This window comes from Dickeya sp. NCPPB 3274 (assembly GCF_000406205.1).
Lineage (GTDB): Bacteria > Pseudomonadota > Gammaproteobacteria > Enterobacterales > Enterobacteriaceae > Dickeya > Dickeya fangzhongdai.
Map to the genome: position 1 here is coordinate 4,459,798 of NZ_CM001979.1, position 23,372 is coordinate 4,483,169.

The window sequence follows — 23,372 nt, forward strand, 5'->3', positions numbered from 1 at the left end:
TCGCCGGCGGGAAGCAAGCTTCCCCCGCTGCCGCTCGACTTGCATGTGTTAGGCCTGCCGCCAGCGTTCAATCTGAGCCATGATCAAACTCTTCAATTTAAAGTTTGATGTGTTTTCCGAAGAAAACGGTGCTCAAAGAATTTACTGTTAGTTCGTATGAATTAACTGTTGTCACTCTTCAAGACTTTTCACAAATATTTTAGTGAAGCGTCCTGCGAGTGCCCACACAGATTGTCTGATTGATTGTTAAAGAGCAGTGCGACCGGCTTACAGCCTGCTGTCGCGAGGTGGCGTATACTACGCCTTCCTCATTCAGAGTCAACGACTTTTTTCTCGTTTTCTCCGCCTCACACCGCGCTGGCTCATCGCCGTTGCCGTGTCAGTGGATGCGCATTATAGGGATCCGAACGGGTTACACAACCACTTTCTCGATCTTTTTTTCCGTTCGCGCATTTTTCCACCCTTACGTTGAGTTATTGTGCAGGCAACGCTATTTTCTGAGCAATAAAGCCGGATCCAACCAAGGATCCGGGATCCGTAATATTAACTTTAGGAGACTGCGGCATATGTCCGAGGCATTACGCCCGTTTAAAGGAACGCTGCCGGTTATCGGTAAAAACGTCATGGTGGATCCTTCCAGTGTAGTTATCGGAGAGGTCACGCTGGCGGATGATGTGAGTATTTGGCCATTAGTGGTCATCCGGGGCGATGTCAACTTCATCCGGATTGGTTCGCGCACCAATATTCAGGATGGCAGCGTCTTGCACGTAACCCACCGTTCGGAAAGAAACGCGAATGGAAATCCATTAATTATCGGGGAAGACGTTACCGTCGGGCACAAGGCCATGCTGCATGGTTGCACGATCGGCAATCGTGTCCTGGTGGGCATGGGTTCAATTCTTCTTGATGGCGTCATCGTTGAAGATGACGTCATCATTGGTGCAGGTAGTCTGGTTTCGCCGGGAAAAACGCTGGAGAAAGGTTACCTTTATCTTGGTAGTCCAGCTAAAAAGGTTCGCCCACTGACAGAGCAGGAACTGGAAGGGCTGCTTTATTCATCCAATAACTATGTGTGCTGGAAAGACGAATATCTAAACCAATCACACCAGTGAAGCAATCGGCGCTTTCCATCAATGAATTTCATCACTAAATAGAAAGCGCCCCTGCTCGTCGTATTCATCATCACGGATCAAGCGTTCAAACTCCTCTTCCCAATCCCAGCGATGTTCACGGAACAGTGACAGCCACTGTTCCGGCTGCGCCTCACCATAACGTTCCAGCAAAACATATCGTCTAATCACACACTCGCGCTGGAACCCGCCTACCAGTACCGGAAAAATGATCGCCGCATCGTGATCACTCCACCTTTCCCGATCTGGAAACTGAATCGCCTGATTCATGTTCCCAGTTCCTGCTTCATTTTATGAATTACCGGCGCGGCATCCGGCATGACGCCATGCCACAAATTGAACGCATGCGCCGCCTGCCAGACCAGCATCCCCATTCCGTCAACATAGCGTTGTGCCCCCTGCTGGATGCACCACTTCAAAAAAGGAGTCGGTTCCGACTGATAAAACATGTCATAACAGCACACATCTGAAGAAATTAGAGAAGCCGGCAAATCAGGAACATCGCCCGCTACACCCGATGAGGTAGCATTGATAATCAAATCAAAATGATGACTGCCCACATTTTCCATCGGCAACGCGCTCACCTGACCATAGCGGCTGAAATGTTCAGCCAGTGCGTCAGCTCTGGCGAATGTGCGGTTAGCGATAATTAACTCGCACCCGTACGCCAGCAAAGGCTGAATAACACCGCGTGCTGCGCCACCCGCCCCCACCAGCAACACCCGATGATGAGGCTGGATAAATTCATGTTGCTGCAAATCGCTCAGCAGACCAATACCGTCAGTATTGTCGCCATAAAGCGAGCCATCGCCTTTCCTTTGGATCGTGTTGACGGCGCCAGCGGAACGAGCGCGCTCGCTCAACTCATCCATAGCCGCGCATGCGCGTTCCTTGAACGGAGCCGTCACATTGGCGCCGCATGCTCCATGTTGAAAAAACGCTTTCAGGCTGTCCTCAAAGCCATCCAACGGCGCCAGTATTCGCTCGTAGGTCAGCGAGATCCCTATCTGCTCGGCAAACAGCTCATGAATGCGCGGCGATTTGCTGTGCGCAATAGGGTGACCAAAAACCGCAAAAGATTGACTCACGGACACCTTGTTCTCCAATACTTGCTACCCCTGACGCAACATCTCTCCCGTCAAGGCATCACGAATTTCCGATGGATTCAGACGACCGCCAACCTCTCCATTCAGGACAGGAAAACTCTCGCCAAACTGCTCCACCACTTCCTTGACTGTACGGCACGGCGGCTGGCCGCTCAGATTAGCACTGGTAGAAACCAGCGGCTTTCCGAATGCCAGACACAGCCGTTTCACCAGCGGGTGATCGCTAACTCGCACCGCCAGTGAAGTGAACCGCCCGGTCAGCCAATCCGGCGTCACCGTTTTGGCCGGAAGCACCCAGGTAACCGGCCCAGGCCAGGAGGTAAAGATGGTCTGGCGCTGAATGTCCGACAAGGCCGACATGTCGACATAAGGTTCCAGTTGCTGAAAATCCGCTGCAATCAGGATCAGCCCTTTTTCGCGCGGGCGTTGTTTCAACGCCAACAAACGTTCTACCGCCGTTTCACTGTCGGGATCGCACCCAAGCCCAAATACAGCCTCCGTTGGGTAGGCGATCACATTTTCTTCCCGCAGTTGCTGTAACAACGGTGCTAAATCTTCAGAATTTACATTACTCATCACAATGACTTTCTTCAGCCGATACCGGCTTTCCACACAATTTACTGGCACAAAAGCGTTTTACGCCCTGCGCAGTTTTCTTCTCTATCAATAACGGGTAATGGCAATATTCGCATTCCCCCTCGATCGGCTTGTGATTCAGCGTGAATTGACAGGCAGGATAACGTTCGCAGGCGTGAAACGTCTTGCCATAACGAGATTTACGCTGAAGCAATCGGCCTTCATGGCACTGAGGACATGTCAGGGTCGTTTCATCCGGGCGATCGATGGCTTCCGTATGCTCGCATTCAGGATAGTTACTGCAACAGATGAACATGCCATAACGCCCCTGACGCAGCACCAGCGCCGACTGGCAACGAGGGCAATGTTGCCCATCCAGCACCTTCACCACATGCCCATCAGCATAGGCTTTAAGTGGTCGAATATAATGGCATTCAGGATAACGGGAACAACCAAGAAACGGGCCGTGCTGCCCGGAACGGATAACCAACACGGCCCCACATTCAGGACACACCTGCTGAGGCTTTTCAGCAATAAGTATGGTTTTGGCCATGATTTACTTTGATTCCCGACTACTGCAAATACCCTTCATTGGCTTCAAAGAGTAAATCTTCCATTTGCTGATAGGCATTTTCGCAACCTGGCACATTGAACAGCACCATCAGAATGACCCATTTTAGATCTTCCAGGTCAAAATCCTGCGTTTCAAGCGCCATCACCCGATCAATGACCATCTCACGGGTTTCGAGATTGAGCACTTTAATCTGCTCAAGAAACAGCAGAAAGCCGCGACAATCCACATCCAGACGTTGTTCCTCTTCAGCGGTGTAAATGCGCAACGCCAGAGAGTCGCTGGCCAACGCCAGTGGCGGGGTTTGCCCTTCCTGCAAGTCGGCCAGTTTTTCCAGCCAGTCCAACGCGCTGTAGATATCGTCACGATCAAATCCCGCGCGGGTGAGGTCATCAGTCAACGTATCTTGATCGACACGCATTTCGGTTTCATTGTGGATGTAAGTTTCAAACAAGTACATGAGTACGTCGAACATGGCCTGCCCTCCTTATACGGACATAGCCGCCGGGTACAGCTGCGATCCACCCTGCTAACTCCAGATCCAGTAACTTACTCACCACCTCTGGCACAGGTTGGCCGGCACGTTCAGCGACAACGTCAACAGGTGTAACCTCATCTCCTACGGTAGCCAACACATCAGCAAATGGCAATTCCAGTTCACCTTCCGTCGCACAAATAATTTCCGGAACGCCCTCACCAGGAATATCGGCAAACCAACGCAGTCCATTATGGAGTTGTTCAAAAATGTCCTGAGGCTGGGTAACCAGGCTGGCCCCTTGCTGTATTAGCCAGTGGTTACCTTCCGTCATCGGATTACCAATCGGACCGGGCAGAGCGAATACCTCGCGGTTTTGCTCCAATGCATAACGCGCCGTCACCAGCGAGCCACTACGCATCGACGCTTCCACCACCAGAACGCCCAAGCTTAATCCGCTGATGATGCGATTGCGACGTGGGAAATTCACCGGCAACGGCCGGGTATTCAGGGGAAACTCCGACACCAGAGCCCCACCCTGTTGCACGATTGCATCCGCCAGCGTCAGATGCCGGCGCGGATAAAGCTGGTTTAATCCGCTCCCCAATACCGCAATGGTTTTCCCGCCCGCCTGCAGAGCGGCCTGATGGGCAATACCATCGATCCCCACGGCAAGTCCGCTGGTTATGGTCAGATGATTCAGGCTAAGTTGCTGGCTGAAGACATGCCCCCACTGCTCGCCGTAAGCGCTATTGTTGCGACTGCCAATCACCGCGATCTGCGGAGATGACAGTACGCCAACATCGCCGGCGACATACAAACATACTGGGGGAGAAACGATGTTACTGAGCAAAGGGGGATAATCGGCGCTGTTGAATGTCACCAGGTGATGATCCGGCTTTTCCAGCCAGCGCACCGTGTTCTGGATATCCAGATCGCTCAGAGCGAGAAACTGCTCGGTCTGACTTTCCGTTAGTCCGAGCGATTTCAGATATCCCGCCGGATACAAGTTTTCGGCCTGCAATTGACCGAACAATCCCGCGCACCGTTTGGCACCAAGGCCCTTAACCGACGCCAGACGCAACCAGATTTCCATATCCGTCATATCCCACTCCGCATCCTGCTGTGCCATGGCCGTGATGCTGTCAATCACCCTCGGAAATGTCTACAATAAAGGCTGGAGCGTTCTAACCACCTGAATACAGATCTAAACATATATGTCAGTGTTGCAAGTATTACATTTCCCCGATGAGCGGCTTCGCATTAAGGCGCAGCCGGTAAAAGAAGTTAATGCAGAGATTCAGCGTATCGTGGACGATATGTTCGATACCATGTACGAGGAAGAAGGCATTGGCCTCGCGGCCACGCAAGTTGATATCCATCAGCGCATCATCGTGATCGATGTTTCAGAAGAACGGGATCAACGACTGGTCTTGATCAACCCGGAACTGCTGGAGAAATCCGGTGATACCGGAATTGAAGAAGGCTGTTTGTCCATTCCTGAAACTCGCGCGCTGGTTCCGCGGGCAGAACACGTCAACGTACGCGCGCTGGATCGCGAAGGTAACCCGTTTGAACTGGAAGCCGACGGCTTGCTGGCGATTTGCATTCAGCATGAAATGGATCACCTGGTCGGCAAACTGTTTATCGACTACCTGTCGCCGCTGAAGCGCCAACGCATTCGCCAGAAGCTGGAAAAATTGGCCAGACAAAACGGCAAGGCATAAATAGTCTCGTAAACCTATCTCCAGGCAGGAAACCACGTGTCATTACGCATTATTTTCGCAGGAACGCCTGATTTCGCCGCACAGCATCTTGCAGCGCTGCTATCGTCAGAGCATGAGGTTGTCGGCGTTTTCACCCAACCGGACCGCCCGGCAGGCCGCGGCAACAAGCTGACGCCCAGCCCGGTTAAAGTGCTGGCTGAACAGCATGGTATTCCGGTATTCCAACCCAAATCATTGCGCCCTGTTGAGAATCAACAACTGGTGGCGGAACTGGGCGCTGATGTAATGGTTGTGGTTGCCTATGGCCTCATCCTGCCGCAAGCCGTACTGGATATGCCCCGTCTGGGATGCATCAATGTGCATGGATCGCTGTTGCCGCGCTGGCGTGGAGCGGCGCCGATACAGCGCGCGCTCTGGGCTGGCGATAAACAGACGGGAGTGACGATCATGCAGATGGACGCCGGGCTGGATACGGGCGCCATGCTTCACAAAATCGCATGCCCGATTCTGCCGGACGACACCAGCGCCACACTGTATGACAAGCTGGCAAAGTTGGGTCCCCAGGGATTGATGGATACACTGGCGCAATTGTCCGCTTCTCAGGTGACCGCCGAAGCACAGGACGACAGCCTGGCAACCTATGCAGAAAAACTGAGCAAGGAAGAGGCACGTCTGGACTGGCAATTGTCGGCAAAACAGCTGGAACGCTGCATCCGTGCTTTCAATCCGTGGCCAGTCAGCTATTTTCTGATTGAGGAACAGCCGGTAAAAGTCTGGAAAGCCGAGGCGCTGGACGCTTCGCATCAGCAACAGCCGGGAACCATACTTGCTGCCGATAAAGACGGCATCCGGATTGCTACCGCTGACGGCGTATTAAATATTCAGATTCTGCAACCGTCGGGCAAAAAAGCCATGTCAGCGCAGGATTTGCTTAACTCTCGCCGCGAATGGTTCATCCCGGGCCACACACTGGCCTGATACCACGGTACCGACCTTATATGTCGGTACCACTGACATTCTCCTACCCGTTCTGAACCGATGAAAAGCACATATAATCTTCGTAGCATCGCCGCCACGGCTCTTGTTCAGGTTGTCGAACAAGGGCAATCACTCAGCCACCTGCTCCCTGCGCTCCAACGGGACATCAGTGAGAAGGATCGCGGCCTGCTGCAGGAGATCTGCTTTGGCGTATTACGCGTATTACCACAGCTGGAGTGGCATCTCCGCCAATTGATGGCCAAACCGCTTACCGGCAAGCAGAAGGTTCTGCATTATCTGTTGATGGTAGGTCTCTATCAGCTCATCCACACTCGCATTCCTCCCCATGCCGCATTAGCGGAAACGGTTAACGGCGCAGTTGCCCTAAAACGGCCTCAGTTGAAAGGGTTGATCAATGGCGTATTGCGCCAGTTCCAGCGTCAGCAGGACGAGTTGCAGCAACGGCTGCAGAACAATCCAGCGCGCTATGCGCACCCCGACTGGCTGCTGCAACGACTGAAAAAGGCCTACCCCGAGCAATGGGAGCGCATCGTCGAGGCGAACAATCAGCATCCGCCCATGTGGTTACGGGTCAACCGGCAGCATCATACCCGGGCAGCCTATCTGACATTACTGCAGGAAAAAGAGATAGAAGCTTATCCTCACCCTTTCTATGAGGATGCCATTCGACTGGGGACGCCCTGCGCCGTCAATCAGCTACCGGGATTCGAGCAGGGCTGGGTCACCGTACAGGACGCGTCGGCGCAAGGCTGTATCCACTGGCTGTCGCCGCAAGACCACGAAGATATTCTCGATCTGTGCGCGGCGCCTGGCGGAAAGGCAACCCACATACTTGAAGCCGCTCCCCATGCTCATGTACTCGCCGTCGACGTGGATGAACAACGGCTGAAGCGGGTCAGAGAGAATTTGCAACGCCTTGGTCAGCACGCCGAGGTCAAATGCGGAGATGGCCGAACACCAACAGAATGGTGTGGAGACAAGCTCTTTGATCGTATTTTGCTTGATGCGCCTTGCTCCGCGACCGGCGTCATTCGCCGTCACCCGGATATCAAATGGTTGCGCCGCGATAGCGACATTGCCGAACTGGCTGCTATGCAGCAGGCAATTCTGGAGGCTATCTGGCCACGGCTGAAAAGTGGCGGCACGCTGGTGTACGCCACCTGCTCTATACTACCGGAGGAAAACCAGCAGCAAGTGGCCGCATTTCTGCAACGCCATCCCGATGCCGCATTGGTTGATACCGGCAGCCCGGAGCACCCTGGGATTCAGAAATTACCCGCGGCGGAAGATGGCGATGGTTTCTTTTATGCGAAGCTGGTAAAAAACGGGCAATAGCTCTAACCGGTTGATAAGCCCCGACAGAAACAGACACGGCAGAAATCACGATGAAGATAATTATTCTTGGTGCAGGTCAGGTTGGCGGAACGCTGGCAGAAAATCTGTCAGGCGAAAACAATGACATTACCGTTGTGGACACCAATACGACCCGGCTACGCCAGCTTCAGGACAAATTCGATCTGCGCGTGGTGACCGGCTACGCCTCTCATCCGCGCGTATTGCGCGAAGCCGGCGCTGAAGATGCGGATATGTTGATCGCCGTAACCAATTCCGACGAAACCAACATGATCGCCTGTCAGGTCGCTTACTCCCTGTTCAATACTCCTAATCGCATCGCGCGTATCCGTTCATCGGAGTATATCCGTGAATCTGAGCAGTTATTTCAGGCGGAAGCCGTCCCGATTGATCACCTTATTTCGCCGGAACAACTGGTTATCGACAATATTTATAAATTGATCGAGTATCCGGGCGCATTGCAGGTAGTCAATTTTGCTGAAGGAAAAGTCAGTATTGCTGCGGTAAATGCGTACTATGGCGGGCCTTTGGTGGGTAATGCGATTGCAACGATGCGCGATCATATGCCTCATATAGAAACGCGGGTCGCAGCAATTTTCCGCCATGACCGGCCGATTCGCCCTCAAGGCTCAACCGTGATTGAAGCCGGCGATGAAGTGTTCTTTATCGCCGCCTCACAGCATATTCGGGCGGTAATGAGTGAGATGCAGCGGCTGGAGAAGCCCTATAAGCGCATCATGATTGTTGGGGGCGGAAATGTGGGGGCAGGTCTGGCCCTCAGGCTCGAAAAGGATTATAGCGTCAAGCTAATAGAGCGCGACGCGTTGCGGGCAGCAGAGTTAGCGGAGCGCCTGCAACACACTATCGTCTTTCACGGCGATGCTTCTGACCAGGAATTGCTGGCTCAGGAGCACGTTGAACAGATTGATGTATTCATCGCCATCACCAACGATGATGAAGCGAATATCATGTCAGCCATGCTGGCAAAACGGATGGGGGCCAAAAAAGCGATGGTCCTGATCCAGCGCCGGGCCTATGTCGATCTGGTGCAGGGTAGTGTCATTGATGTTGCCATTTCGCCACAGCAGGCCACTATTTCCGCATTGCTGGGACATGTGCGTAAAGCGGATATCGTCAGTGTATCGTCGCTGCGACGCGGTGTAGCAGAAGCGATTGAAGCAATTGCGCATGGTGATGAAGGCACATCGAAAGTAGTCGGCCGCATGATCGCCGATATCAAACTGCCGCCAGGAACAATTATCGGGGCGATTGTGCGCGGCGATGACGTCATCATTGCCAATAACAATTTGCAGATAGAACAGGGTGACCATGTCATCATGTTTTTGACTGACAAGAAATATGTGTCCGACGTCGAGCGTTTATTCCAGCCCAGCCCATTCTTCCTCTAACCTTTCCTCAGGGCGTTTTTATCCTGCACGCCCTGAGATATCCCTTTTTGGTAAATTTTCCATCGCTTGTTAAAATTAAAAAAGGTTTTATCGGGGAGAGTGTTATGAGCTTTATAAAAGAGTTTCGTGAATTCGCTATGCGCGGCAACGTGGTTGACCTGGCCGTCGGGGTCATTATCGGCGCCGCGTTCGGGAAAATCGTATCGTCGTTGGTATCGGACATTATCATGCCACCGCTGGGACTATTGATCGGCGGCGTCGATTTCAAACAGTTTCATTGGGTTCTGCGAGAGGCGCAAGGCAATATAGCCGCCGTCAGTATTAATTACGGCGTATTCATTCAGAATATTTTTGATTTTATCATCGTTGCATTTGCCATTTTTATGGCAATTAAGCTAATGAATAAATTACGCCGGACCCAACAGGAAGAACCCAATACGCCGCCCAAGATCAGCGCGGAGGAAAAATTACTGACAGAGATCCGTGATTTACTCAAACAACAGGCCGATAACCATTCCAAAAACGCATAATTGCTTTAACGACAGAACCAACATGCCAGAAGGCCAGTGGTAAAAGCATTGTTTTCTTACCACTGGCCTCCCAGTTCTTACTCTGTGCTTTTTGATGTTTCTCTTTCCGGCGATAGCTCCCTTTACCTTTCGCATTCTGCTCAACACGCTGGCGAAACAGAGGGTCATGGAGCAGCGCCTCAAGCGCGTTATCTTTTATCTGCCCTTTGCTATGGCGATAATGTGACATAAATCTACCTCATTTGATGGATATAACATTCAAAGCAAATTGCCTTTTATAGCAAGCGGTTCAGTCATCTTTAACGGAAATATTCTTCTCCAGCCTGCGGCCTAATGCATGCTGATAAGACCCTTTCAGAAAATCAGTATTCATTCCTGACAGTTGCAGGCGTAACTCAAGTACCTTGAGTCGCCGGGATAAATCAACATAGTCAGCTGATGCTGGGTCAGCCACGCGCAGTAAATTTACCAAGGTCAGCGCTTCTTTGCGATCGGACAGTTCCGGCGGCAAAAAACCGCCATTCTTCATCAGATGGTATGCGCTGCGTAGTTCAGCAGGAACAGCGCTATTGTCATCCAACTGAAGCGGCTTACCGCTTCCTGGCAAATGGTCTAACTCTCCACGCTTTTGCGCCTCGATGATATGACGCTCGGCCCATTCATCAATAGGAAACATAAAACGGCCTCCCGCACAATTTTTACCCACATGATAGTCAATTGAAGAGAGTTCGAACAGCGACAAGGCGAGGTTTAATGAGGGCGTAAAAAAACCGGGTTTCCCCGGCTTTTTTACGCTAGTGCAAATTACTCTGCAGCAGCAACTTCTTCTGTCTGAGAAACTGCGCGATCAACGAGCTCGATGTATGCCATCGGCGCATTGTCACCAGCACGGAAGCCACACTTCAGAATACGAGTGTAACCACCAGCACGGCTCGCGAAACGCGGGCCCAGTTCATTAAACAGTTTAGCCACGATCTCGTTATCACGAGTACGGGCGAATGCCAGACGACGATTAGCAACGCTGTCGGTCTTGGCAAGAGTAATCAGCGGTTCAACAACACGACGCAGCTCTTTCGCTTTCGGCAGGGTCGTCTTGATAATCTCATGACGAACCAAAGAACCAGCCATGTTGCGGAACATAGCCTGGCGATGGCTGCTGTTACGGTTCAGTTGACGACCACTCTTACGATGGCGCATGACCTTATCCTTCTCAGTAAAACCTTAACCTGTGATCCGGTTACTCATCAGCAATGCTTGCCGGCGGCCAGTTTTCCAGGCGCATGCCCAGAGACAGACCACGAGAAGCCAGCACGTCTTTAATCTCAGTAAGAGATTTCTTACCCAGGTTAGGCGTTTTAAGCAGTTCAACCTCGGTACGCTGTACCAGATCACCGATGTAGTGGATAGCTTCTGCCTTAAGGCAGTTAGCAGAGCGGACAGTCAATTCAAGATCGTCAACAGGGCGCAGCAGGATCGGATCGAATTCTGGTTTCTCTTCTTTCACTTCCGGCTGACGTACATCACGCAAGTCAACGAAAGCTTCCAATTGTTCAGCCAGAATGGTCGCCGCACGGCGGATCGCCTCTTCAGGATCGATCGTACCATTGGTTTCCATCTCGATAACCAGCTTGTCCAGGTCGGTACGCTGTTCAACACGAGCTGCTTCAACATTGTAAGCGATACGCTCAACAGGGCTGTAGCAAGCGTCGACTAACAGGCGACCGATCGGGCGCTCATCTTCTTCCGTATGAATACGGGCAGACGCCGGCACATAACCGCGACCACGCTGAACTTTGATACGCATATTGATAGATGCGTTCTCATCGGTCAGATGGCAGATCACATGCTGTGGCTTGACGATTTCGACATCACCGTCGTGGGTGATGTCGGCTGCAGTCACAGGGCCAATGCCAGATTTATTCAGGGTAAGAATAACTTCATCTTTGCCTTGAACTCTCACCGCCAGCCCTTTCAGGTTGAGCAGGATTTCCAGGATATCTTCCTGTACGCCTTCTTTGGTGCTGTACTCGTGCAGTACACCATCAATCTCAACCTCGGTCACCGCGCAACCAGGCATGGATGAAAGCAGAATACGGCGCAGTGCGTTACCAAGAGTATGGCCGAAGCCCCGCTCTAACGGCTCAAGGGTCACCTTGGCGTGCGTCGAACTGACTTGCTCGATATCTACCAGGCGCGGTTTTAGAAACTCTGTCACAGAACCCTGCATTGTGTCCTCTCTTTGGTACTAAGCTTTACTTGGAGTAAAGCTCGACGATCAGGTGTTCATTAATGTCCGCAGACAGATCGGTACGTTCAGGAATACGCTTGAACACACCTTCCATCTTGGCAGCATCAACTTCCAGCCAAGTTGGCTTTTCACGCTGTTCAGCCAGCTCCAGAGCGGCCTTAACACGAGACTGCTTTTTCGCTTTCTCGCGGATGCTGACTACGTCATTCGGAGATACCTGATAAGAAGCGATGTTAACAACGCGACCATTTACCATGACAGCCTTGTGACTTACCAGCTGGCGAGATTCTGCACGAGTAGCGCCGAAGCCCATACGGTAAACAACGTTGTCCAGACGACCTTCCAGCAACTGCAACAGGTTTGCACCTGTATTGCCTTTCAGGCGAGCGGCTTCTTTGTAGTAGTTACGGAACTGACGCTCCAGAACACCGTAGATACGGCGAACTTTCTGCTTTTCACGCAACTGCACACCATAGTCAGACAGACGCGGTTTACGTGCACCGTGCTGACCAGGAGCTTGTTCAATTTTACACTTGGAATCGATCGCGCGAACACCAGACTTTAGAAACAGGTCGGTGCCTTCACGACGGCTCAGCTTGAGCTTAGGACCCAAATATCTTGCCATTTTCTTTCTCCAGCAATCCTAAAAGCGGCGTTACACGCGACGCTTTTTCGGCGGACGACAACCGTTATGAGGGATCGGAGTCACATCAGTAATGTTAGTGATGCGGAAACCAGCCGCGTTCAGTGCGCGGATAGTAGACTCACGGCCCGGACCAGGTCCTTTAACCATAACTTCCAGATTCTTGATACCGTACTCTTTCACAGCTTCAGCGCAGCGCTCTGCTGCTACCTGAGCGGCGAACGGAGTGGATTTACGAGAACCACGGAAACCGGAACCACCGGCAGTTGCCCAACCCAACGCATTACCCTGACGATCGGTAATGGTAACGATGGTGTTGTTGAAAGAAGCATGGATATGAGCCACACCGTCAGAGACTTGCTTTCTTACACGCTTACGTGCACGAATAGGTGCCTTTGCCATTATTCAATCACCCCGATTATTTCTTGATCGGTTTGCGCGGACCCTTACGGGTACGGGCGTTAGTCTTGGTACGCTGACCGCGAACCGGCAGACCACGACGGTGACGCAAACCACGATAAGTACCAAGGTCCATCAGACGCTTGATGCTCAGGGTGATCTCACGACGCAGATCGCCTTCTACAACAAACTTGGCTACTTCGTCACGCAGCTTATCGATTTGCTCTTCAGACAGCTCACTGATCTTAACATCTTCAGCAATACCCGTTGCAGCACAGATGGATTTGGAACGGGTTTTACCGACGCCGTAAATAGCAGTTAATGCAATTACGGTATGTTTATGATCAGGAATGTTAATGCCTGCTATACGGGCCACTATGCACTCCTACAATTTTATAAAGCAATACCATACTGAAAAGCCCGTTTTCAGGATACTCAAATGGATATTGCAGTTACATACAAAAGATTGGCTGGCTAATCTAGCCAGCTCAATCCAACTTTGCAAGAAAAATATGCGAGATAATCAGCCTTGGCGCTGTTTATGCTTCGGTTCGGCGCTGCAGATGACGCGAACGATGCCGTTACGCTTAACGATCTTACAGTTACGACATAATTTCTTGACGGAAGCACGAACTTTCATTTTTACTCTCCGTAACTTCTCAAGCTAAACCCAATTAGCGGCTATAGCCTTTCAGGTTTGCCTTCTTCAATGCAGACTCGTACTGACTTGACATCAGCAAGGTTTGCACTTGAGCCATAAAGTCCATGATCACAACAACAACGATCAGTAATGACGTACCACCAAAGTAGAACGGCACTTTCATTGCGTCACGCATGAACTCCGGGATGAGGCAGATAAAAGTAATGTACATCGCACCGACCAGAGTCAGGCGAGTCATCACTTTATCAATATACTTCGCCGTTTGCTCTCCCGGACGAATTCCTGGCACGAATGCACCGGACTTCTTCAGGTTATCTGCTGTTTCACGCGGGTTGAACACCAACGCAGTATAGAAGAAACAGAAGAAGATGATTGCAGATGCATAGAGTAACACATAAAGCGGTTGCCCAGGCTGCAGGTACAGCGAAATAGTTGTCAGCCAGTTCCAACCAGTACCGCCCCCGAACCAAGATGCAATGGTTGCAGGGAACAGGATAATGCTGGAGGCAAAGATAGCCGGGATAACCCCTGCCATATTCACTTTCAGCGGTAAATGCGTACTCTGTGCTGCGTATACGCGACGTCCTTGCTGACGTTTAGCGTAGTTAACAACGATACGACGTTGACCACGCTCAATAAACACCACAAAAAACGTTACTGCGAATACCAGCACTGCAACCAACAGCAACAGGAGGAAGTGCAGATCGCCTTGCCGCGCTTGCTCGATAGTATGGCCAATGGCCGGCGGTAATCCCGCAACAATACCGGCAAAGATTATAATCGAGATACCGTTACCGATACCCCGTTCAGTAATCTGCTCGCCCAGCCACATCAGGAACATTGTCCCGGTAACCAGACTGACAACAGCGGTGAAATAAAACGCAAAGCCCGGAGTCATCACTAGACCTTGCATTCCAGGCATATTCGGCAAACCGGTAGCAATACCGATTGACTGAAATATTGCCAACACCAAGGTGCCGTAACGGGTGTACTGACTGATTTTACGTCGGCCAGCCTCCCCTTCCTTCTTAATTTCCGCCAGAGTCGGGTGAACCACCGTCAACAACTGAATGATGATGGATGCCGAAATATACGGCATGATCCCCAGAGCGAAAATTGAAGCACGGCTGAGAGCACCACCAGAGAACATGTTAAACATTTCAATGATGGTGCCACGCTGTTGTTCGAGCAATTTGGCAAGCACAGTGGCATCAATACCAGGGATCGGAATAAAAGAGCCAATACGGAAAACAATCAACGCACCGATAACAAACAATAGTCTGCGTTTCAGTTCGCCAACTCCGCCTTTAGCACTTTGAAAATCTAATCCTGGTTGTTTAGCCATCTGCTACTTATTCCTCAATTTTGCCGCCAGCAGCTTCGATAGCAGCACGAGCGCCTTTAGTGACGCGCAGACCACGAATCGTTACCGGACGTGCAACTTCGCCAGACAGAATCACTTTCGCGAATTCAATCTGAACGCCGATGACGTTAGCAGCTTTCAGCGTATTCAGATCAACAACATCGCCTTCCACGCGAGCCAGGTCAGACAGACGGATTTCCGCTGTTACCATAGCTTTGCGGGAAGTGAAGCCGAACTTCGGCAGACGACGGTACAAAGGCATTTGACCGCCTTCGAAACCACGACGTACACCACCGCCAGAACGAGAGTTCTGACCTTTGACGCCGCGACCACCAGTCTTACCTAGGCCGGAACCGATACCGCGACCTACGCGCTTCGGCGCGTGTTTGGCGCCTTCGGCCGGAGACAGAGTATTCAAACGCATCTGTTACTCCTCCACTTTAACCATATAGGAAACCGCGTTGACCATACCGCGAACTGCCGGCGTGTCTTCACGCTCAACGGTATGACCAATACGACGCAGACCCAGGCCAAGCAGCGTTGCCTTGTGTTTCGGCAGACGACCGATTGCACTACGGGTTTGAGTAATTTTAATAGTCTTTGCCATGGTCAATTACCCCAGAATGTCTTCAACGGATTTACCACGCTTGGCAGCGACCATTTCTGGGGACTTCATGTTGGCCAAGCCATCGATAGTTGCACGAACCACGTTGATCGGGTTAGTGGAACCATAGGCTTTAGCCAATACGTTGTGAACCCCAGCAACTTCCAGAACGGCGCGCATTGCACCACCGGCGATGATACCGGTACCTTCGGAAGCTGGCTGCATGAACACACGAGAACCCGTGTGAGCACCTTTTACCGGGTGCTGCAGAGTGCCGTTGTCCAGCGCGACATTCATCATATTGCGACGGGCTTTTTCCATCGCTTTCTGGATCGCTGCCGGAACTTCGCGAGCTTTACCGTAACCAAAACCTACGCGACCGTTACCATCACCTACCACAGTCAGTGCTGTGAAGGAGAAAATACGACCACCCTTAACGGTTTTAGATACGCGATTTACCGCGATCAGCTTTTCCTGCAGTTCGCCAGCTTGTTTTTCGATGTGAGCCATCTTACACCTCTACCTTAGAACTGAAGGCCAGCTTCACGGGCAGCATCTGCCAGTGCCTGGACTCGACCATGATATTGGAACCCGGAACGGTCAAAGGCCACACCCTTGATGCCTTTTTCCAGAGCGCGTTCAGCAACAGCTTTACCAACAGCTGCGGCCGCGTCTTTGTTACCGGTATACTTCAGTTGCTCAGCGATAGCTTTTTCTACAGTAGAAGCGGCTACCAGGACTTCAGAACCGTTCGGTGCGATAACCTGCGCATAAATATGGCGGGGGGTACGATGTACCACCAGACGAGTCGCACCCAATTCACGGATTTTGCGACGTGCGCGGGTTGCACGACGGATACGAGCTGATTTCTTATCCATAGTGTTACCTTACTTCTTCTTAGCCTCTTTGGTACGCACGACTTCATCGGCGTAACGGACACCTTTGCCTTTGTAAGGCTCAGGACGACGGTAAGCACGCAGGTCAGCCGCTACCTGACCGATCAGCTGTTTATCCGCACCTTTCAGTACGATTTCAGTCTGAGACGGACATTCAGCAGTAATGCCTGCAGGCAGTTCGTGATCGATCGGGTGAGAGAAGCCCAGGGCCAAATTCACCACATTACCTTTCACGGCTGCACGATAACCTACACCTACCAATTGCAGCTTTTTGGTGAAGCCTTCGGTAACACCGATAACCATGCTGTTCAACAGAGCGCGAGTAGTCCCGGCCTGAGCCCAGCCATCGGCAAAACCTTCGCGCGGGGCGAAAGTCAGCACGTTATCAGCTTGTTTAACTTCGACAGCGGCATTGATCTCACGAACCAACTCGCCGTTTTTACCCTTGATCGAAATATCCTGACCGTTGAGTTTTACCTCTACGCCGGCAGGAATGACGACGGGTGCTTTTGCAACACGAGACATTCTTCCCTCCCGATTAAGCTACGTAGCAGATAATCTCGCCACCAAGACCAGCCTGGCGAGCTGCACGATCAGTCATCACACCTTTAGAGGTAGAAACAACTGCGATACCTAAACCGGCCATAACTTTCGGCAGCTCATCTTTGCGTTTATAGATGCGCAGACCAGGACGGCTGATACGCTGAATGCTCTCTACCACTGCCTTACCCTGGAAATACTTAAGAGTCAGTTCCAGTTCAGGCTTGGTGTCGCCTTCAACTTTAAAATCTTCAATAAAACCTTCTTCCTTCAGCACGTTGGCAATTGCCACTTTCAGCTTGGAGGAAGGCATGGTGACCGCAACTTTGTTCGCGGCTTGACCGTTACGGATACGGGTCAGCATATCCGCGATCGGATCTTGCATGCTCATCTGTCTTTACTCCCGTGATTCAATTGGTGACAATTACCAGCTAGCCTTTTTCAGACCCGGAATTTCACCGCGCATGGCGGCTTCACGGACCTTGATACGGCTCAACCCGAACTTCCGCAGGAAAGCGTGCGGACGACCTGTCTGGCGGCAGCGGTTACGCTGACGGGACGGGCTGGAATCACGCGGCAGAGTCTGCAGCTTGAGAACAGCATCCCAACGATCTTCGTCGGATGAGTTCACATTGGAGATGATAGCTTTCAGCTCAACGCGCTTGGCGAAGAATTTATCAGCTAATTTCACGCGTTTAACTTCGCGTGCTTTCATGGATTGCTTAGCCATTAGTAACCCTACCTTACTTGCGGAACGGGAAGTTAAAGGCGGCCAACAGCGCACGGCCTTCATCATCGGTTTTCGCAGTGGTGGTAATGGTAATGTCCAAACCACGAACGCGATCGACCTTGTCATAGTCGATTTCCGGGAAGATGATCTGCTCACGCACACCCATGCTGTAGTTACCACGTCCATCGAATGATTTCGAAGACAGACCGCGGAAGTCGCGGATACGCGGTACAGCAATGGTAATCAGACGCTCAAAGAACTCCCACATGCGTTCGCCACGCAGAGTTACTTTACAGCCGATCGGATAGCCCTGGCGGATTTTGAAGCCTGCAACAGATTTGCGTGCTTTGGTGATCAACGGTTTTTGACCGGAGATAGCTGTCAGATCAGCTGCGGCGTTATCCAGCAGCTTCTTGTCAGCGATCGCTTCACCAACACCCATGTTCAGGGTGATCTTCTCGACCCGAGGGACTTGCATGACAGAATTGTAGCTGAACTGAGTCATCAGTTTGCTAACCACTTCGTCTTTGTAGTAATCATGCAGTTTCGCCATCGTACTACTCCAAATTACTTGATAATTTCGCTGTTAGACTTGAAGAAACGGACTTTTTTGCCGTCTTCGAATCTAAAGCCTACACGATCCGCCTTGCCGGTGGCCGCATTGAAGATTGCAACGTTAGAAACCTGGATAGCAGCTTCTTTTTCAACGATTCCGCCTGGTTGATTCAGCGCCGGAACCGGCTTCTGATGTTTTTTAACCAGGTTGATACCTTCAACAACGACCTTACCAGAAGTCAGGACGTTCTTAACTTTACCGCGCTTACCTTTATCTTTGCCGGTCAGCACGATAACTTCGTCATCACGACGGATTTTCGCTGCCATGATTCGCTCCTTAGAGTACTTCTGGTGCCAGAGAGATAATTTTCATGAACTTTTCAGTACGCAGTTCACGAGTTACCGGCCCAAAAATACGCGTACCGATAGGTTGCTCGCTGTTATTGTTCAGAATAACGCATGCATTACCATCGAAGCGAACGACAGAACCGTCAGGGCGACGAACACCCTTCTTGGTGCGCACCACTACCGCCTTCAGTACATCGCCTTTTTTCACCTTACCGCGGGGAATTGCTTCCTTAATGGTAATTTTGATGATGTCGCCGACGCCTGCGTAGCGACGGTGCGAGCCACCCAGAACCTTGATACACATTACGCGACGTGCACCGGAGTTATCGGCCACATTCAGCATAGTCTGTTCTTGGATCATGTTTAGTGCTCCGCTAATGTCAACTACTACTTTTCGAACCCTTGCGGGTCATTAATACCCCAGAATCGAGGGCGCAGCATTATAACACCACTTATCGACTGTGGGTAGAAAAAATAAACGGCCCTTTACAGAGCCGTTTATTATCAAGAGAAGAGCAATACTCTATTACAGAATCGCTTTCTCTACAACGCGAACCAAGGTCCAGGATTTGGTCTTGGACAGCGGACGGCATTCGCGGATTTCAACCACGTCGCCAATTCCACATTCGTTGTTCTCGTCATGCACGTGCAGCTTGGTCGTGCGTTTGATGAATTTACCGTAGATCGGGTGTTTCACGAAACGCTCAATAGCGACAACAGCAGATTTCTGCATTTTGTCACTAACGACACGACCTTGCAGAGTACGGATTTTATCGGTCATTACGCACCCGCCTTCTCAGTCAGTAAAGTCTTAACGCGTGCGACATTACGACGCACTTGCTTCAACAGGTGAGTTTGTTGCAGCTGACCGCTGGCAGCCTGCATGCGCAGATTGAACTGTTCACGCAGCAGTCCGAGCAGTTCGGTATTCAGCTCTTCAACGCTCTTTTCACGCAGCTCTTTTGCTTTCATTACATCACCGTCTTAGTTACAAAGGTGGTTTTGATCGGCAGTTTCGCTGCTGCCAGTTCGAATGCCTCACGGGCTAACTCTTCCGGCACCCCGTCCATTTCGTACAGGACTTTACCTGGCTGAATCAAGGCAACCCAATACTCCACGTTACCTTTACCTTTACCCATACGCACTTCAAGCGGTTTCTCGGTGATCGGTTTGTCCGGGAATACACGGATCCAGATCTTACCTTGACGCTTAACAGCACGAGTCATAGCACGACGAGCAGCTTCGATTTGACGAGCAGTCAGGCGACCGCGGCCAACAGCTTTCAGACCGAAAGTGCCGAAGCTCACATCCGTACCAGCAGCCAGACCACGGTTGCGGCCTTTGTGCACTTTACGGAATTTTGTACGCTTTGGTTGTAACATTCAGCGACTCTCCTTACTTGCGGCCTTTACGCTGCTGCTTTTTCGGTTGAGCAGCCGGTTTTTCCGGTTGTTCAACGGCAGCCATACCACCCAGGATCTCACCTTTGAAGATCCACACTTTCACACCGATGACACCGTAAGTGGTGTGCGCTTCGGAGGTGTTGTAGTCAATGTCAGCACGCAGCGTGTGCAGCGGAACACGACCTTCGCGGTACCATTCGGTACGTGCGATTTCAGCGCCGCCCAGACGACCGCTGACTTCAACTTTGATACCTTTAGCGCCCAGACGCATGGCGTTCTGAACAGCACGCTTCATCGCGCGGCGGAACATCACACGACGCTCCAGCTGAGAAGTGATGCTGTCGGCAACCAATTTTGCGTCCAGTTCAGGCTTACGAACTTCAGCGATGTTGATCTGCGCCGGTACGCCAGCGATATCCGCTACGCCCTTACGCAGTTTTTCAACGTCTTCACCTTTCTTGCCGATAACGATGCCCGGGCGAGCAGTGTGAATGGTCACACGAATGCTTTTAGCCGGACGCTCGATAACGATGCGAGAAACGGAGGCTTTCTCCAGTTCCTTGTTCAGGTACTGGCGAACTTTAAAATCGCTGTCCAGGTTGTCAGCGAATTCTTTGGTATTTGCATACCAGGTAGAGTTCCAAGTTTTGACAATACCCAGGCGAATACCATTAGGATGTACTTTCTGACCCATTGCTAGTCTCCAGAGTCTCAGCGATCGGACACAACCACAGTAATGTGGCTGGTACGCTTCAGGATGCGATCCGCACGACCTTTAGCACGCGGCATAATGCGTTTCATGCTCGGGCCTTCGTCTACGAAGATTTTCGCAACTTTCAGATCGTCAATGTCAGCGCCATCGTTGTGTTCTGCGTTAGCAATGGCAGACTCCAGTACTTTTTTGACCAGACCAGCAGCTTTCTTGTTGGTGTAGGTCAGAATATCCAGAGCTTGCGACACTTTCTTACCGCGAATCAGGTCAGCCACCAGGCGAACCTTTTGAGCAGAAGAACGAGCATGAAGATGTTTAGCGATAGTTTCCATCTCTTCCTCCTACCTTATTTCTTCTTGGCTTTTTTATCAGCCGCGTGGCCGCGGTAAGTACGAGTCGGCGCGAATTCACCCAGCTTGTGTCCGACCATCTCGTCAGAGATGAATACCGGAACGTGCTGACGACCATTATGGACAGCGATGGTCAAACCGATCATGTTTGGAAAGATCGTTGAGCGACGGGACCAGGTGCGCAGGGGCTTCTTGTCACCGCTTTCCACCGCTTTCTCTACCTTCTTCAGCAAGTGCAGGTCGATAAATGGACCTTTCTTGAGAGAACGTGGCATGGTTTATCCTCTAAAATTATTTAGTACGGCGGCGTACGATAAATTTATCAGTACGTTTGTTGCTGCGGGTCTTCTTACCTTTGGTCTGAATGCCCCACGGAGTAACCGGGTGCTTACCAAAGTTACGACCTTCACCACCACCGTGCGGGTGGTCAACCGGGTTCATCGCCGTACCGCGAACGGTCGGACGAACGCCACGCCAGCGAGCAGCACCAGCTTTACCCAGAACGCGCAGCATGTGCTCGGCGTTGCCGACTTCGCCCAGCGTTGCGCGGCAGTCGGATTCGACTTTACGCATTTCGCCGGAACGCAGACGCAGGGTAACGTAAGCACCTTCACGGGCAACGATCTGAACGTAGGCACCGGCGGAGCGAGCCAGCTGGCCGCCTTTACCCGGTTTCATTTCTACGTTGTGAACCGTTGAACCCACCGGGATGTTACGCATCGGCAGGGTGTTACCGGTTTTGATTGCAGCATCAACACCAGACTGAATCTGGTCACCTGCTTTCAGGCCTTTCGGCGCCAGGATATAACGGCGTTCGCCGTCTTTGTACAGAACCAGCGCGATGTTCGCGGAACGGTTCGGATCGTACTCCAGACGCTCGACCACAGCCGGAATACCGTCTTTGTTACGTTTGAAGTCAACAATACGGTACTGCTGTTTGTGACCACCACCGATGTGACGAGTGGTGATACGGCCATTGTTGTTACGGCCACCGCTTTTGCTGTTTTTTTCCAGCAACGGGGCATACGGTTTGCCCTTGTGCAGCTCAGGGTTAACCACTTTAACAACGTGGCGACGACCCGGAGATGTCGGTTTACACTTAACAACTGCCATTGTTTTTACTCCTCCGACTTACTCTGCGCCGCCGATGAAGTCCAGATTCTGGCCTTCTTTCAGGGTGACGTAAGCTTTTTTCCAGTCGCTACGACGACCGATACGCTGTCCGTGACGTTTTACTTTCCCTTTAACAACCAGGGTGCGGACGTCATTGACTTCGACTTCAAACAGTTTCTGTACTGCAGCTTTGATTTCTGCTTTAGTCGCGTCTTTAGCAACTTTGAGCACGATGGTGTTATTTTTTTCCATCGCAGTAGACGCTTTTTCAGAAACGTGCGGTGCACGCAGCACCTTCAGCAGACGTTCTTCACGAATCATGCCAGCATCTCCTCAACTTGCTTAACAGCATCAGCAGTCATAACCACTTTGTCGAAGGCGATCAGGCTTACCGGGTCGATGCCTGCCACGTCACGCACGTCAACCTTGAACAGGTTACGGGCGGCCAGGAACAGGTTCTCATCCAGTTCACCAGTGATGATCAGCACGTCATCCAGCGCCAGTTCTTTCAGTTTCTGAGCCAGCAGCTTGGTTTTCGGTGCTTCAACAGAGAACTTCTCGACAACGATCAGACGATCCTGACGTACCAGTTCGGACAGGATGCTTTTCAGCGCGCCGCGGTACATCTTTTTGTTTACTTTCTGGCTGTGATCCTGAGGCTTGGCCGCGAAGGTCACGCCACCGGAACGCCAGATCGGGCTCTTGATAGAACCAGAACGCGCACGGCCGGTGCCTTTCTGACGCCACGGTTTTTTACCGGAACCAGTTACTTCAGCACGGGTCTTCTGAGCGCGAGTACCTTGACGGGCACCTGCTGCATAAGCAACAACAACCTGGTGAACCAGCGCTTCGTTGAAATCACGACCGAAGGTAGTTTCGGAAACAGTCAGCGCGCTTTGCGCGTCTTTCAATACTAATTCCATTGCTATCT

Annotated in this window: 40 protein-coding genes; 6 read left to right on the forward strand and 34 right to left on the reverse strand. The window is 51.5% G+C overall.

Features of this window, described 5'->3' with window-relative positions; translation table 11 throughout:
- Nucleotides 1-566: 566 nt before the first annotated feature.
- A complete protein-coding gene (locus DXX3274_RS19835; RefSeq protein WP_042861301.1) occupies nt 567-1,112 on the forward strand; it encodes a gamma carbonic anhydrase family protein in 546 nt (181 codons plus the stop codon).
- 18 nt (nt 1,113-1,130) lie between these two features.
- Here DXX3274_RS19835 and DXX3274_RS19840 read toward each other — a convergent pair whose 3' ends face one another.
- Genes DXX3274_RS19840 through dprA form a run of 6 tightly spaced genes read right to left on the reverse strand, consistent with a single transcriptional unit; the run spans nt 1,131 to nt 4,963 of the window.
- Complete coding sequence (locus tag DXX3274_RS19840) at nt 1,131-1,400, reverse strand: DUF1488 domain-containing protein (RefSeq protein ID WP_042861302.1); 270 nt, start codon at nt 1,398-1,400, stop codon at nt 1,131-1,133.
- On the reverse strand, nt 1,397-2,224 hold the full coding sequence (aroE, locus tag DXX3274_RS19845) for a shikimate dehydrogenase (RefSeq protein ID WP_042862239.1): 828 nt from the start codon (nt 2,222-2,224) through the stop codon (nt 1,397-1,399). Before aroE ends, DXX3274_RS19840 begins: the two co-directional genes overlap by 4 nt.
- An 18-nt stretch (nt 2,225-2,242) precedes the next feature.
- Nucleotides 2,243-2,812 carry an L-threonylcarbamoyladenylate synthase type 1 TsaC gene (tsaC, locus tag DXX3274_RS19850; protein WP_071603993.1) on the reverse strand — a complete coding sequence of 190 codons (570 nt, stop codon included), beginning with the start codon at nt 2,810-2,812 and terminating at the stop codon, nt 2,243-2,245.
- Nucleotides 2,805-3,365, reverse strand: coding sequence for a type I DNA topoisomerase (locus DXX3274_RS23130; RefSeq protein WP_071603994.1), 561 nt, complete (start codon nt 3,363-3,365; stop codon nt 2,805-2,807). The genes tsaC and DXX3274_RS23130 overlap by 8 nt, the downstream gene beginning before the upstream one ends.
- A 19-nt stretch (nt 3,366-3,384) precedes the next feature.
- Complete coding sequence (locus DXX3274_RS19860) at nt 3,385-3,858, reverse strand: DUF494 family protein (protein WP_033570841.1); 474 nt, start codon at nt 3,856-3,858, stop codon at nt 3,385-3,387.
- Nucleotides 3,830-4,963 carry a DNA-protecting protein DprA gene (dprA, locus tag DXX3274_RS19865; RefSeq protein WP_042862244.1) on the reverse strand — a complete coding sequence of 378 codons (1,134 nt, stop codon included), beginning with the start codon at nt 4,961-4,963 and terminating at the stop codon, nt 3,830-3,832. The genes DXX3274_RS19860 and dprA overlap by 29 nt, the downstream gene beginning before the upstream one ends.
- 112 nt (nt 4,964-5,075) lie before the next feature.
- On the opposite strand from dprA, the gene def reads away from it, so the two are divergent.
- The 5 genes from def to mscL all read left to right on the forward strand — a co-directional run bounded on the left by def (nt 5,076) and on the right by mscL (nt 9,876).
- On the forward strand, nt 5,076-5,585 hold the full coding sequence (gene def, locus DXX3274_RS19870) for a peptide deformylase (RefSeq protein ID WP_042861303.1): 510 nt from the start codon (nt 5,076-5,078) through the stop codon (nt 5,583-5,585).
- 36 nt (nt 5,586-5,621) lie between these two features.
- On the forward strand, nt 5,622-6,563 hold the full coding sequence (fmt, locus tag DXX3274_RS19875) for a methionyl-tRNA formyltransferase (protein ID WP_042861304.1): 942 nt from the start codon (nt 5,622-5,624) through the stop codon (nt 6,561-6,563).
- A 60-nt stretch (nt 6,564-6,623) separates the two neighbouring features.
- The gene (gene rsmB, locus DXX3274_RS19880; RefSeq protein ID WP_042861305.1) at nt 6,624-7,919 is read left to right on the forward strand and encodes a 16S rRNA (cytosine(967)-C(5))-methyltransferase RsmB; all 1,296 of its coding nucleotides are present in this window, start codon (nt 6,624-6,626) and stop codon (nt 7,917-7,919) included.
- Nucleotides 7,920-7,969: 50 nt separating this feature from the next.
- Nucleotides 7,970-9,346 (forward strand): Trk system potassium transporter TrkA, encoded by a 1,377-nt coding sequence (gene trkA, locus DXX3274_RS19885; protein WP_038665103.1) that lies wholly within the window; start codon nt 7,970-7,972, stop codon nt 9,344-9,346.
- 104 nt (nt 9,347-9,450) lie between these two features.
- A complete protein-coding gene (gene mscL / locus DXX3274_RS19890) occupies nt 9,451-9,876 on the forward strand; it encodes a large-conductance mechanosensitive channel protein MscL (RefSeq protein ID WP_042861306.1) in 426 nt (141 codons plus the stop codon).
- Here the strand turns inward: mscL and DXX3274_RS23135 are convergent.
- The 28 genes from DXX3274_RS23135 to rplD all read right to left on the reverse strand — a co-directional run bounded on the left by DXX3274_RS23135 (nt 9,839) and on the right by rplD (nt 23,364).
- Nucleotides 9,839-10,105 (reverse strand): alternative ribosome-rescue factor A, encoded by a 267-nt coding sequence (locus DXX3274_RS23135; protein ID WP_071603995.1) that lies wholly within the window; start codon nt 10,103-10,105, stop codon nt 9,839-9,841. The genes mscL and DXX3274_RS23135 overlap by 38 nt on opposite strands.
- 60 nt (nt 10,106-10,165) lie before the next feature.
- A complete protein-coding gene (locus DXX3274_RS19895) occupies nt 10,166-10,552 on the reverse strand; it encodes a DUF1992 domain-containing protein (protein WP_042861307.1) in 387 nt (128 codons plus the stop codon).
- 128 nt (nt 10,553-10,680) lie between these two features.
- Nucleotides 10,681-11,073: a 50S ribosomal protein L17 gene (gene rplQ, locus DXX3274_RS19900; RefSeq protein ID WP_012768122.1), complete on the reverse strand. Its 393-nt coding sequence runs from the start codon at nt 11,071-11,073 to the stop codon at nt 10,681-10,683.
- 40 nt (nt 11,074-11,113) lie between these two features.
- Nucleotides 11,114-12,103 carry a DNA-directed RNA polymerase subunit alpha gene (rpoA, locus tag DXX3274_RS19905; protein ID WP_012768121.1) on the reverse strand — a complete coding sequence of 330 codons (990 nt, stop codon included), beginning with the start codon at nt 12,101-12,103 and terminating at the stop codon, nt 11,114-11,116.
- A gap of 25 nt (nt 12,104-12,128) precedes the next feature.
- Nucleotides 12,129-12,749, reverse strand: coding sequence for a 30S ribosomal protein S4 (gene rpsD, locus DXX3274_RS19910; protein WP_013319692.1), 621 nt, complete (start codon nt 12,747-12,749; stop codon nt 12,129-12,131).
- A gap of 30 nt (nt 12,750-12,779) precedes the next feature.
- Nucleotides 12,780-13,169, reverse strand: a complete 390-nt coding sequence (rpsK, locus tag DXX3274_RS19915; protein ID WP_002919257.1) for a 30S ribosomal protein S11 — start codon at nt 13,167-13,169, stop codon at nt 12,780-12,782.
- A gap of 16 nt (nt 13,170-13,185) precedes the next feature.
- Entirely contained in the window at nt 13,186-13,542 is a 357-nt protein-coding gene (gene rpsM / locus DXX3274_RS19920) for a 30S ribosomal protein S13 (RefSeq protein WP_022635102.1), read from the reverse strand.
- 147 nt (nt 13,543-13,689) lie between these two features.
- Entirely contained in the window at nt 13,690-13,806 is a 117-nt protein-coding gene (gene rpmJ / locus DXX3274_RS23140) for a 50S ribosomal protein L36 (RefSeq protein WP_012768118.1), read from the reverse strand.
- Between the two features lie 34 nt (nt 13,807-13,840).
- The gene (gene secY, locus DXX3274_RS19930) at nt 13,841-15,172 is read right to left on the reverse strand and encodes a preprotein translocase subunit SecY (protein ID WP_042861310.1); all 1,332 of its coding nucleotides are present in this window, start codon (nt 15,170-15,172) and stop codon (nt 13,841-13,843) included.
- A gap of 7 nt (nt 15,173-15,179) precedes the next feature.
- A complete protein-coding gene (gene rplO, locus DXX3274_RS19935; RefSeq protein ID WP_022635104.1) occupies nt 15,180-15,614 on the reverse strand; it encodes a 50S ribosomal protein L15 in 435 nt (144 codons plus the stop codon).
- Between the two features lie 3 nt (nt 15,615-15,617).
- Entirely contained in the window at nt 15,618-15,797 is a 180-nt protein-coding gene (rpmD, locus tag DXX3274_RS19940; RefSeq protein ID WP_004846568.1) for a 50S ribosomal protein L30, read from the reverse strand.
- 6 nt (nt 15,798-15,803) lie between these two features.
- Entirely contained in the window at nt 15,804-16,304 is a 501-nt protein-coding gene (gene rpsE / locus DXX3274_RS19945; protein ID WP_042861311.1) for a 30S ribosomal protein S5, read from the reverse strand.
- A 14-nt stretch (nt 16,305-16,318) separates the two neighbouring features.
- On the reverse strand, nt 16,319-16,672 hold the full coding sequence (rplR, locus tag DXX3274_RS19950; RefSeq protein WP_012768114.1) for a 50S ribosomal protein L18: 354 nt from the start codon (nt 16,670-16,672) through the stop codon (nt 16,319-16,321).
- A gap of 9 nt (nt 16,673-16,681) precedes the next feature.
- On the reverse strand, nt 16,682-17,215 hold the full coding sequence (gene rplF, locus DXX3274_RS19955) for a 50S ribosomal protein L6 (RefSeq protein ID WP_012886342.1): 534 nt from the start codon (nt 17,213-17,215) through the stop codon (nt 16,682-16,684).
- A gap of 13 nt (nt 17,216-17,228) precedes the next feature.
- Entirely contained in the window at nt 17,229-17,621 is a 393-nt protein-coding gene (rpsH, locus tag DXX3274_RS19960; RefSeq protein ID WP_012768112.1) for a 30S ribosomal protein S8, read from the reverse strand.
- A gap of 33 nt (nt 17,622-17,654) precedes the next feature.
- A complete protein-coding gene (gene rpsN / locus DXX3274_RS19965) occupies nt 17,655-17,960 on the reverse strand; it encodes a 30S ribosomal protein S14 (RefSeq protein WP_012768111.1) in 306 nt (101 codons plus the stop codon).
- 13 nt (nt 17,961-17,973) lie between these two features.
- Complete coding sequence (gene rplE, locus DXX3274_RS19970) at nt 17,974-18,513, reverse strand: 50S ribosomal protein L5 (RefSeq protein WP_042861312.1); 540 nt, start codon at nt 18,511-18,513, stop codon at nt 17,974-17,976.
- Between the two features lie 14 nt (nt 18,514-18,527).
- On the reverse strand, nt 18,528-18,842 hold the full coding sequence (rplX, locus tag DXX3274_RS19975; RefSeq protein ID WP_038665079.1) for a 50S ribosomal protein L24: 315 nt from the start codon (nt 18,840-18,842) through the stop codon (nt 18,528-18,530).
- Between the two features lie 10 nt (nt 18,843-18,852).
- A complete protein-coding gene (gene rplN, locus DXX3274_RS19980) occupies nt 18,853-19,224 on the reverse strand; it encodes a 50S ribosomal protein L14 (RefSeq protein ID WP_012768108.1) in 372 nt (123 codons plus the stop codon).
- Nucleotides 19,225-19,389: 165 nt separating this feature from the next.
- Entirely contained in the window at nt 19,390-19,644 is a 255-nt protein-coding gene (gene rpsQ / locus DXX3274_RS19985) for a 30S ribosomal protein S17 (protein WP_012768107.1), read from the reverse strand.
- Nucleotides 19,644-19,835 (reverse strand): 50S ribosomal protein L29, encoded by a 192-nt coding sequence (gene rpmC, locus DXX3274_RS19990; RefSeq protein ID WP_012764048.1) that lies wholly within the window; start codon nt 19,833-19,835, stop codon nt 19,644-19,646. The genes rpsQ and rpmC overlap by 1 nt, the downstream gene beginning before the upstream one ends.
- The gene (gene rplP, locus DXX3274_RS19995; RefSeq protein ID WP_012768106.1) at nt 19,835-20,245 is read right to left on the reverse strand and encodes a 50S ribosomal protein L16; all 411 of its coding nucleotides are present in this window, start codon (nt 20,243-20,245) and stop codon (nt 19,835-19,837) included. Before rplP ends, rpmC begins: the two co-directional genes overlap by 1 nt.
- A 13-nt stretch (nt 20,246-20,258) precedes the next feature.
- Nucleotides 20,259-20,960 carry a 30S ribosomal protein S3 gene (rpsC, locus tag DXX3274_RS20000; protein ID WP_012768105.1) on the reverse strand — a complete coding sequence of 234 codons (702 nt, stop codon included), beginning with the start codon at nt 20,958-20,960 and terminating at the stop codon, nt 20,259-20,261.
- Nucleotides 20,961-20,977: 17 nt separating this feature from the next.
- Entirely contained in the window at nt 20,978-21,310 is a 333-nt protein-coding gene (gene rplV, locus DXX3274_RS20005) for a 50S ribosomal protein L22 (protein ID WP_033570830.1), read from the reverse strand.
- A 14-nt stretch (nt 21,311-21,324) separates the two neighbouring features.
- Nucleotides 21,325-21,603, reverse strand: a complete 279-nt coding sequence (gene rpsS / locus DXX3274_RS20010; RefSeq protein ID WP_012764044.1) for a 30S ribosomal protein S19 — start codon at nt 21,601-21,603, stop codon at nt 21,325-21,327.
- A gap of 16 nt (nt 21,604-21,619) precedes the next feature.
- Nucleotides 21,620-22,441: a 50S ribosomal protein L2 gene (gene rplB / locus DXX3274_RS20015; protein WP_042861314.1), complete on the reverse strand. Its 822-nt coding sequence runs from the start codon at nt 22,439-22,441 to the stop codon at nt 21,620-21,622.
- A gap of 18 nt (nt 22,442-22,459) precedes the next feature.
- A complete protein-coding gene (gene rplW / locus DXX3274_RS20020) occupies nt 22,460-22,762 on the reverse strand; it encodes a 50S ribosomal protein L23 (RefSeq protein WP_009111205.1) in 303 nt (100 codons plus the stop codon).
- Nucleotides 22,759-23,364, reverse strand: a complete 606-nt coding sequence (gene rplD, locus DXX3274_RS20025; protein ID WP_013319702.1) for a 50S ribosomal protein L4 — start codon at nt 23,362-23,364, stop codon at nt 22,759-22,761. Before rplD ends, rplW begins: the two co-directional genes overlap by 4 nt.
- Between the last annotated feature and the right edge of the window lie 8 nt (nt 23,365-23,372).

Coding starts and splice junctions, on each gene's coding strand:
- rpsK (WP_002919257.1), bottom strand. CDS start 13,169: ATGGCAAAGGCACCTATTCGTGCACGTAAGCGTGTAAGAAAGCAAGTC.
- rpsQ (WP_012768107.1), bottom strand. CDS start 19,644: ATGACCGATAAAATCCGTACTCTGCAAGGTCGTGTCGTTAGTGACAAA.
- rpsD (WP_013319692.1), bottom strand. CDS start 12,749: ATGGCAAGATATTTGGGTCCTAAGCTCAAGCTGAGCCGTCGTGAAGGC.
- rpmC (WP_012764048.1), bottom strand. CDS start 19,835: ATGAAAGCAAAAGAGCTGCGTGAAAAGAGCGTTGAAGAGCTGAATACC.
- rplO (WP_022635104.1), bottom strand. CDS start 15,614: ATGCGTTTGAATACTCTGTCTCCGGCCGAAGGCGCCAAACACGCGCCG.
- rplQ (WP_012768122.1), bottom strand. CDS start 11,073: ATGCGCCATCGTAAGAGTGGTCGTCAACTGAACCGTAACAGCAGCCAT.
- rplE (WP_042861312.1), bottom strand. CDS start 18,513: ATGGCGAAACTGCATGATTACTACAAAGACGAAGTGGTTAGCAAACTG.
- def (WP_042861303.1), top strand. CDS start 5,076: ATGTCAGTGTTGCAAGTATTACATTTCCCCGATGAGCGGCTTCGCATT.
- rplR (WP_012768114.1), bottom strand. CDS start 16,672: ATGGATAAGAAATCAGCTCGTATCCGTCGTGCAACCCGCGCACGTCGC.
- DXX3274_RS23130 (WP_071603994.1), bottom strand. CDS start 3,365: ATGGCCAAAACCATACTTATTGCTGAAAAGCCTCAGCAGGTGTGTCCT.
- rpsN (WP_012768111.1), bottom strand. CDS start 17,960: ATGGCTAAGCAATCCATGAAAGCACGCGAAGTTAAACGCGTGAAATTA.
- rplW (WP_009111205.1), bottom strand. CDS start 22,762: ATGATTCGTGAAGAACGTCTGCTGAAGGTGCTGCGTGCACCGCACGTT.
- rpsE (WP_042861311.1), bottom strand. CDS start 16,304: ATGGCTCACATCGAAAAACAAGCTGGCGAACTGCAGGAAAAGCTGATC.
- DXX3274_RS23135 (WP_071603995.1), bottom strand. CDS start 10,105: ATGTCACATTATCGCCATAGCAAAGGGCAGATAAAAGATAACGCGCTT.
- rsmB (WP_042861305.1), top strand. CDS start 6,624: ATGAAAAGCACATATAATCTTCGTAGCATCGCCGCCACGGCTCTTGTT.
- DXX3274_RS19835 (WP_042861301.1), top strand. CDS start 567: ATGTCCGAGGCATTACGCCCGTTTAAAGGAACGCTGCCGGTTATCGGT.
- rpsH (WP_012768112.1), bottom strand. CDS start 17,621: ATGAGCATGCAAGATCCGATCGCGGATATGCTGACCCGTATCCGTAAC.
- DXX3274_RS19860 (WP_033570841.1), bottom strand. CDS start 3,858: ATGTTCGACGTACTCATGTACTTGTTTGAAACTTACATCCACAATGAA.
- tsaC (WP_071603993.1), bottom strand. CDS start 2,812: ATGAGTAATGTAAATTCTGAAGATTTAGCACCGTTGTTACAGCAACTG.
- rplF (WP_012886342.1), bottom strand. CDS start 17,215: ATGTCTCGTGTTGCAAAAGCACCCGTCGTCATTCCTGCCGGCGTAGAG.
- secY (WP_042861310.1), bottom strand. CDS start 15,172: ATGGCTAAACAACCAGGATTAGATTTTCAAAGTGCTAAAGGCGGAGTT.
- rpmD (WP_004846568.1), bottom strand. CDS start 15,797: ATGGCAAAGACTATTAAAATTACTCAAACCCGTAGTGCAATCGGTCGT.
- DXX3274_RS19840 (WP_042861302.1), bottom strand. CDS start 1,400: ATGAATCAGGCGATTCAGTTTCCAGATCGGGAAAGGTGGAGTGATCAC.
- dprA (WP_042862244.1), bottom strand. CDS start 4,963: ATGACGGATATGGAAATCTGGTTGCGTCTGGCGTCGGTTAAGGGCCTT.
- rpoA (WP_012768121.1), bottom strand. CDS start 12,103: ATGCAGGGTTCTGTGACAGAGTTTCTAAAACCGCGCCTGGTAGATATC.
- trkA (WP_038665103.1), top strand. CDS start 7,970: ATGAAGATAATTATTCTTGGTGCAGGTCAGGTTGGCGGAACGCTGGCA.
- rpsS (WP_012764044.1), bottom strand. CDS start 21,603: ATGCCACGTTCTCTCAAGAAAGGTCCATTTATCGACCTGCACTTGCTG.
- DXX3274_RS19895 (WP_042861307.1), bottom strand. CDS start 10,552: ATGTTTCCTATTGATGAATGGGCCGAGCGTCATATCATCGAGGCGCAA.
- rplN (WP_012768108.1), bottom strand. CDS start 19,224: ATGATCCAAGAACAGACTATGCTGAATGTGGCCGATAACTCCGGTGCA.
- rplP (WP_012768106.1), bottom strand. CDS start 20,245: ATGTTACAACCAAAGCGTACAAAATTCCGTAAAGTGCACAAAGGCCGC.
- rplD (WP_013319702.1), bottom strand. CDS start 23,364: ATGGAATTAGTATTGAAAGACGCGCAAAGCGCGCTGACTGTTTCCGAA.
- rplB (WP_042861314.1), bottom strand. CDS start 22,441: ATGGCAGTTGTTAAGTGTAAACCGACATCTCCGGGTCGTCGCCACGTT.
- rplV (WP_033570830.1), bottom strand. CDS start 21,310: ATGGAAACTATCGCTAAACATCTTCATGCTCGTTCTTCTGCTCAAAAG.
- rpsC (WP_012768105.1), bottom strand. CDS start 20,960: ATGGGTCAGAAAGTACATCCTAATGGTATTCGCCTGGGTATTGTCAAA.
- rplX (WP_038665079.1), bottom strand. CDS start 18,842: ATGGCAGCGAAAATCCGTCGTGATGACGAAGTTATCGTGCTGACCGGC.
- rpmJ (WP_012768118.1), bottom strand. CDS start 13,806: ATGAAAGTTCGTGCTTCCGTCAAGAAATTATGTCGTAACTGTAAGATC.
- mscL (WP_042861306.1), top strand. CDS start 9,451: ATGAGCTTTATAAAAGAGTTTCGTGAATTCGCTATGCGCGGCAACGTG.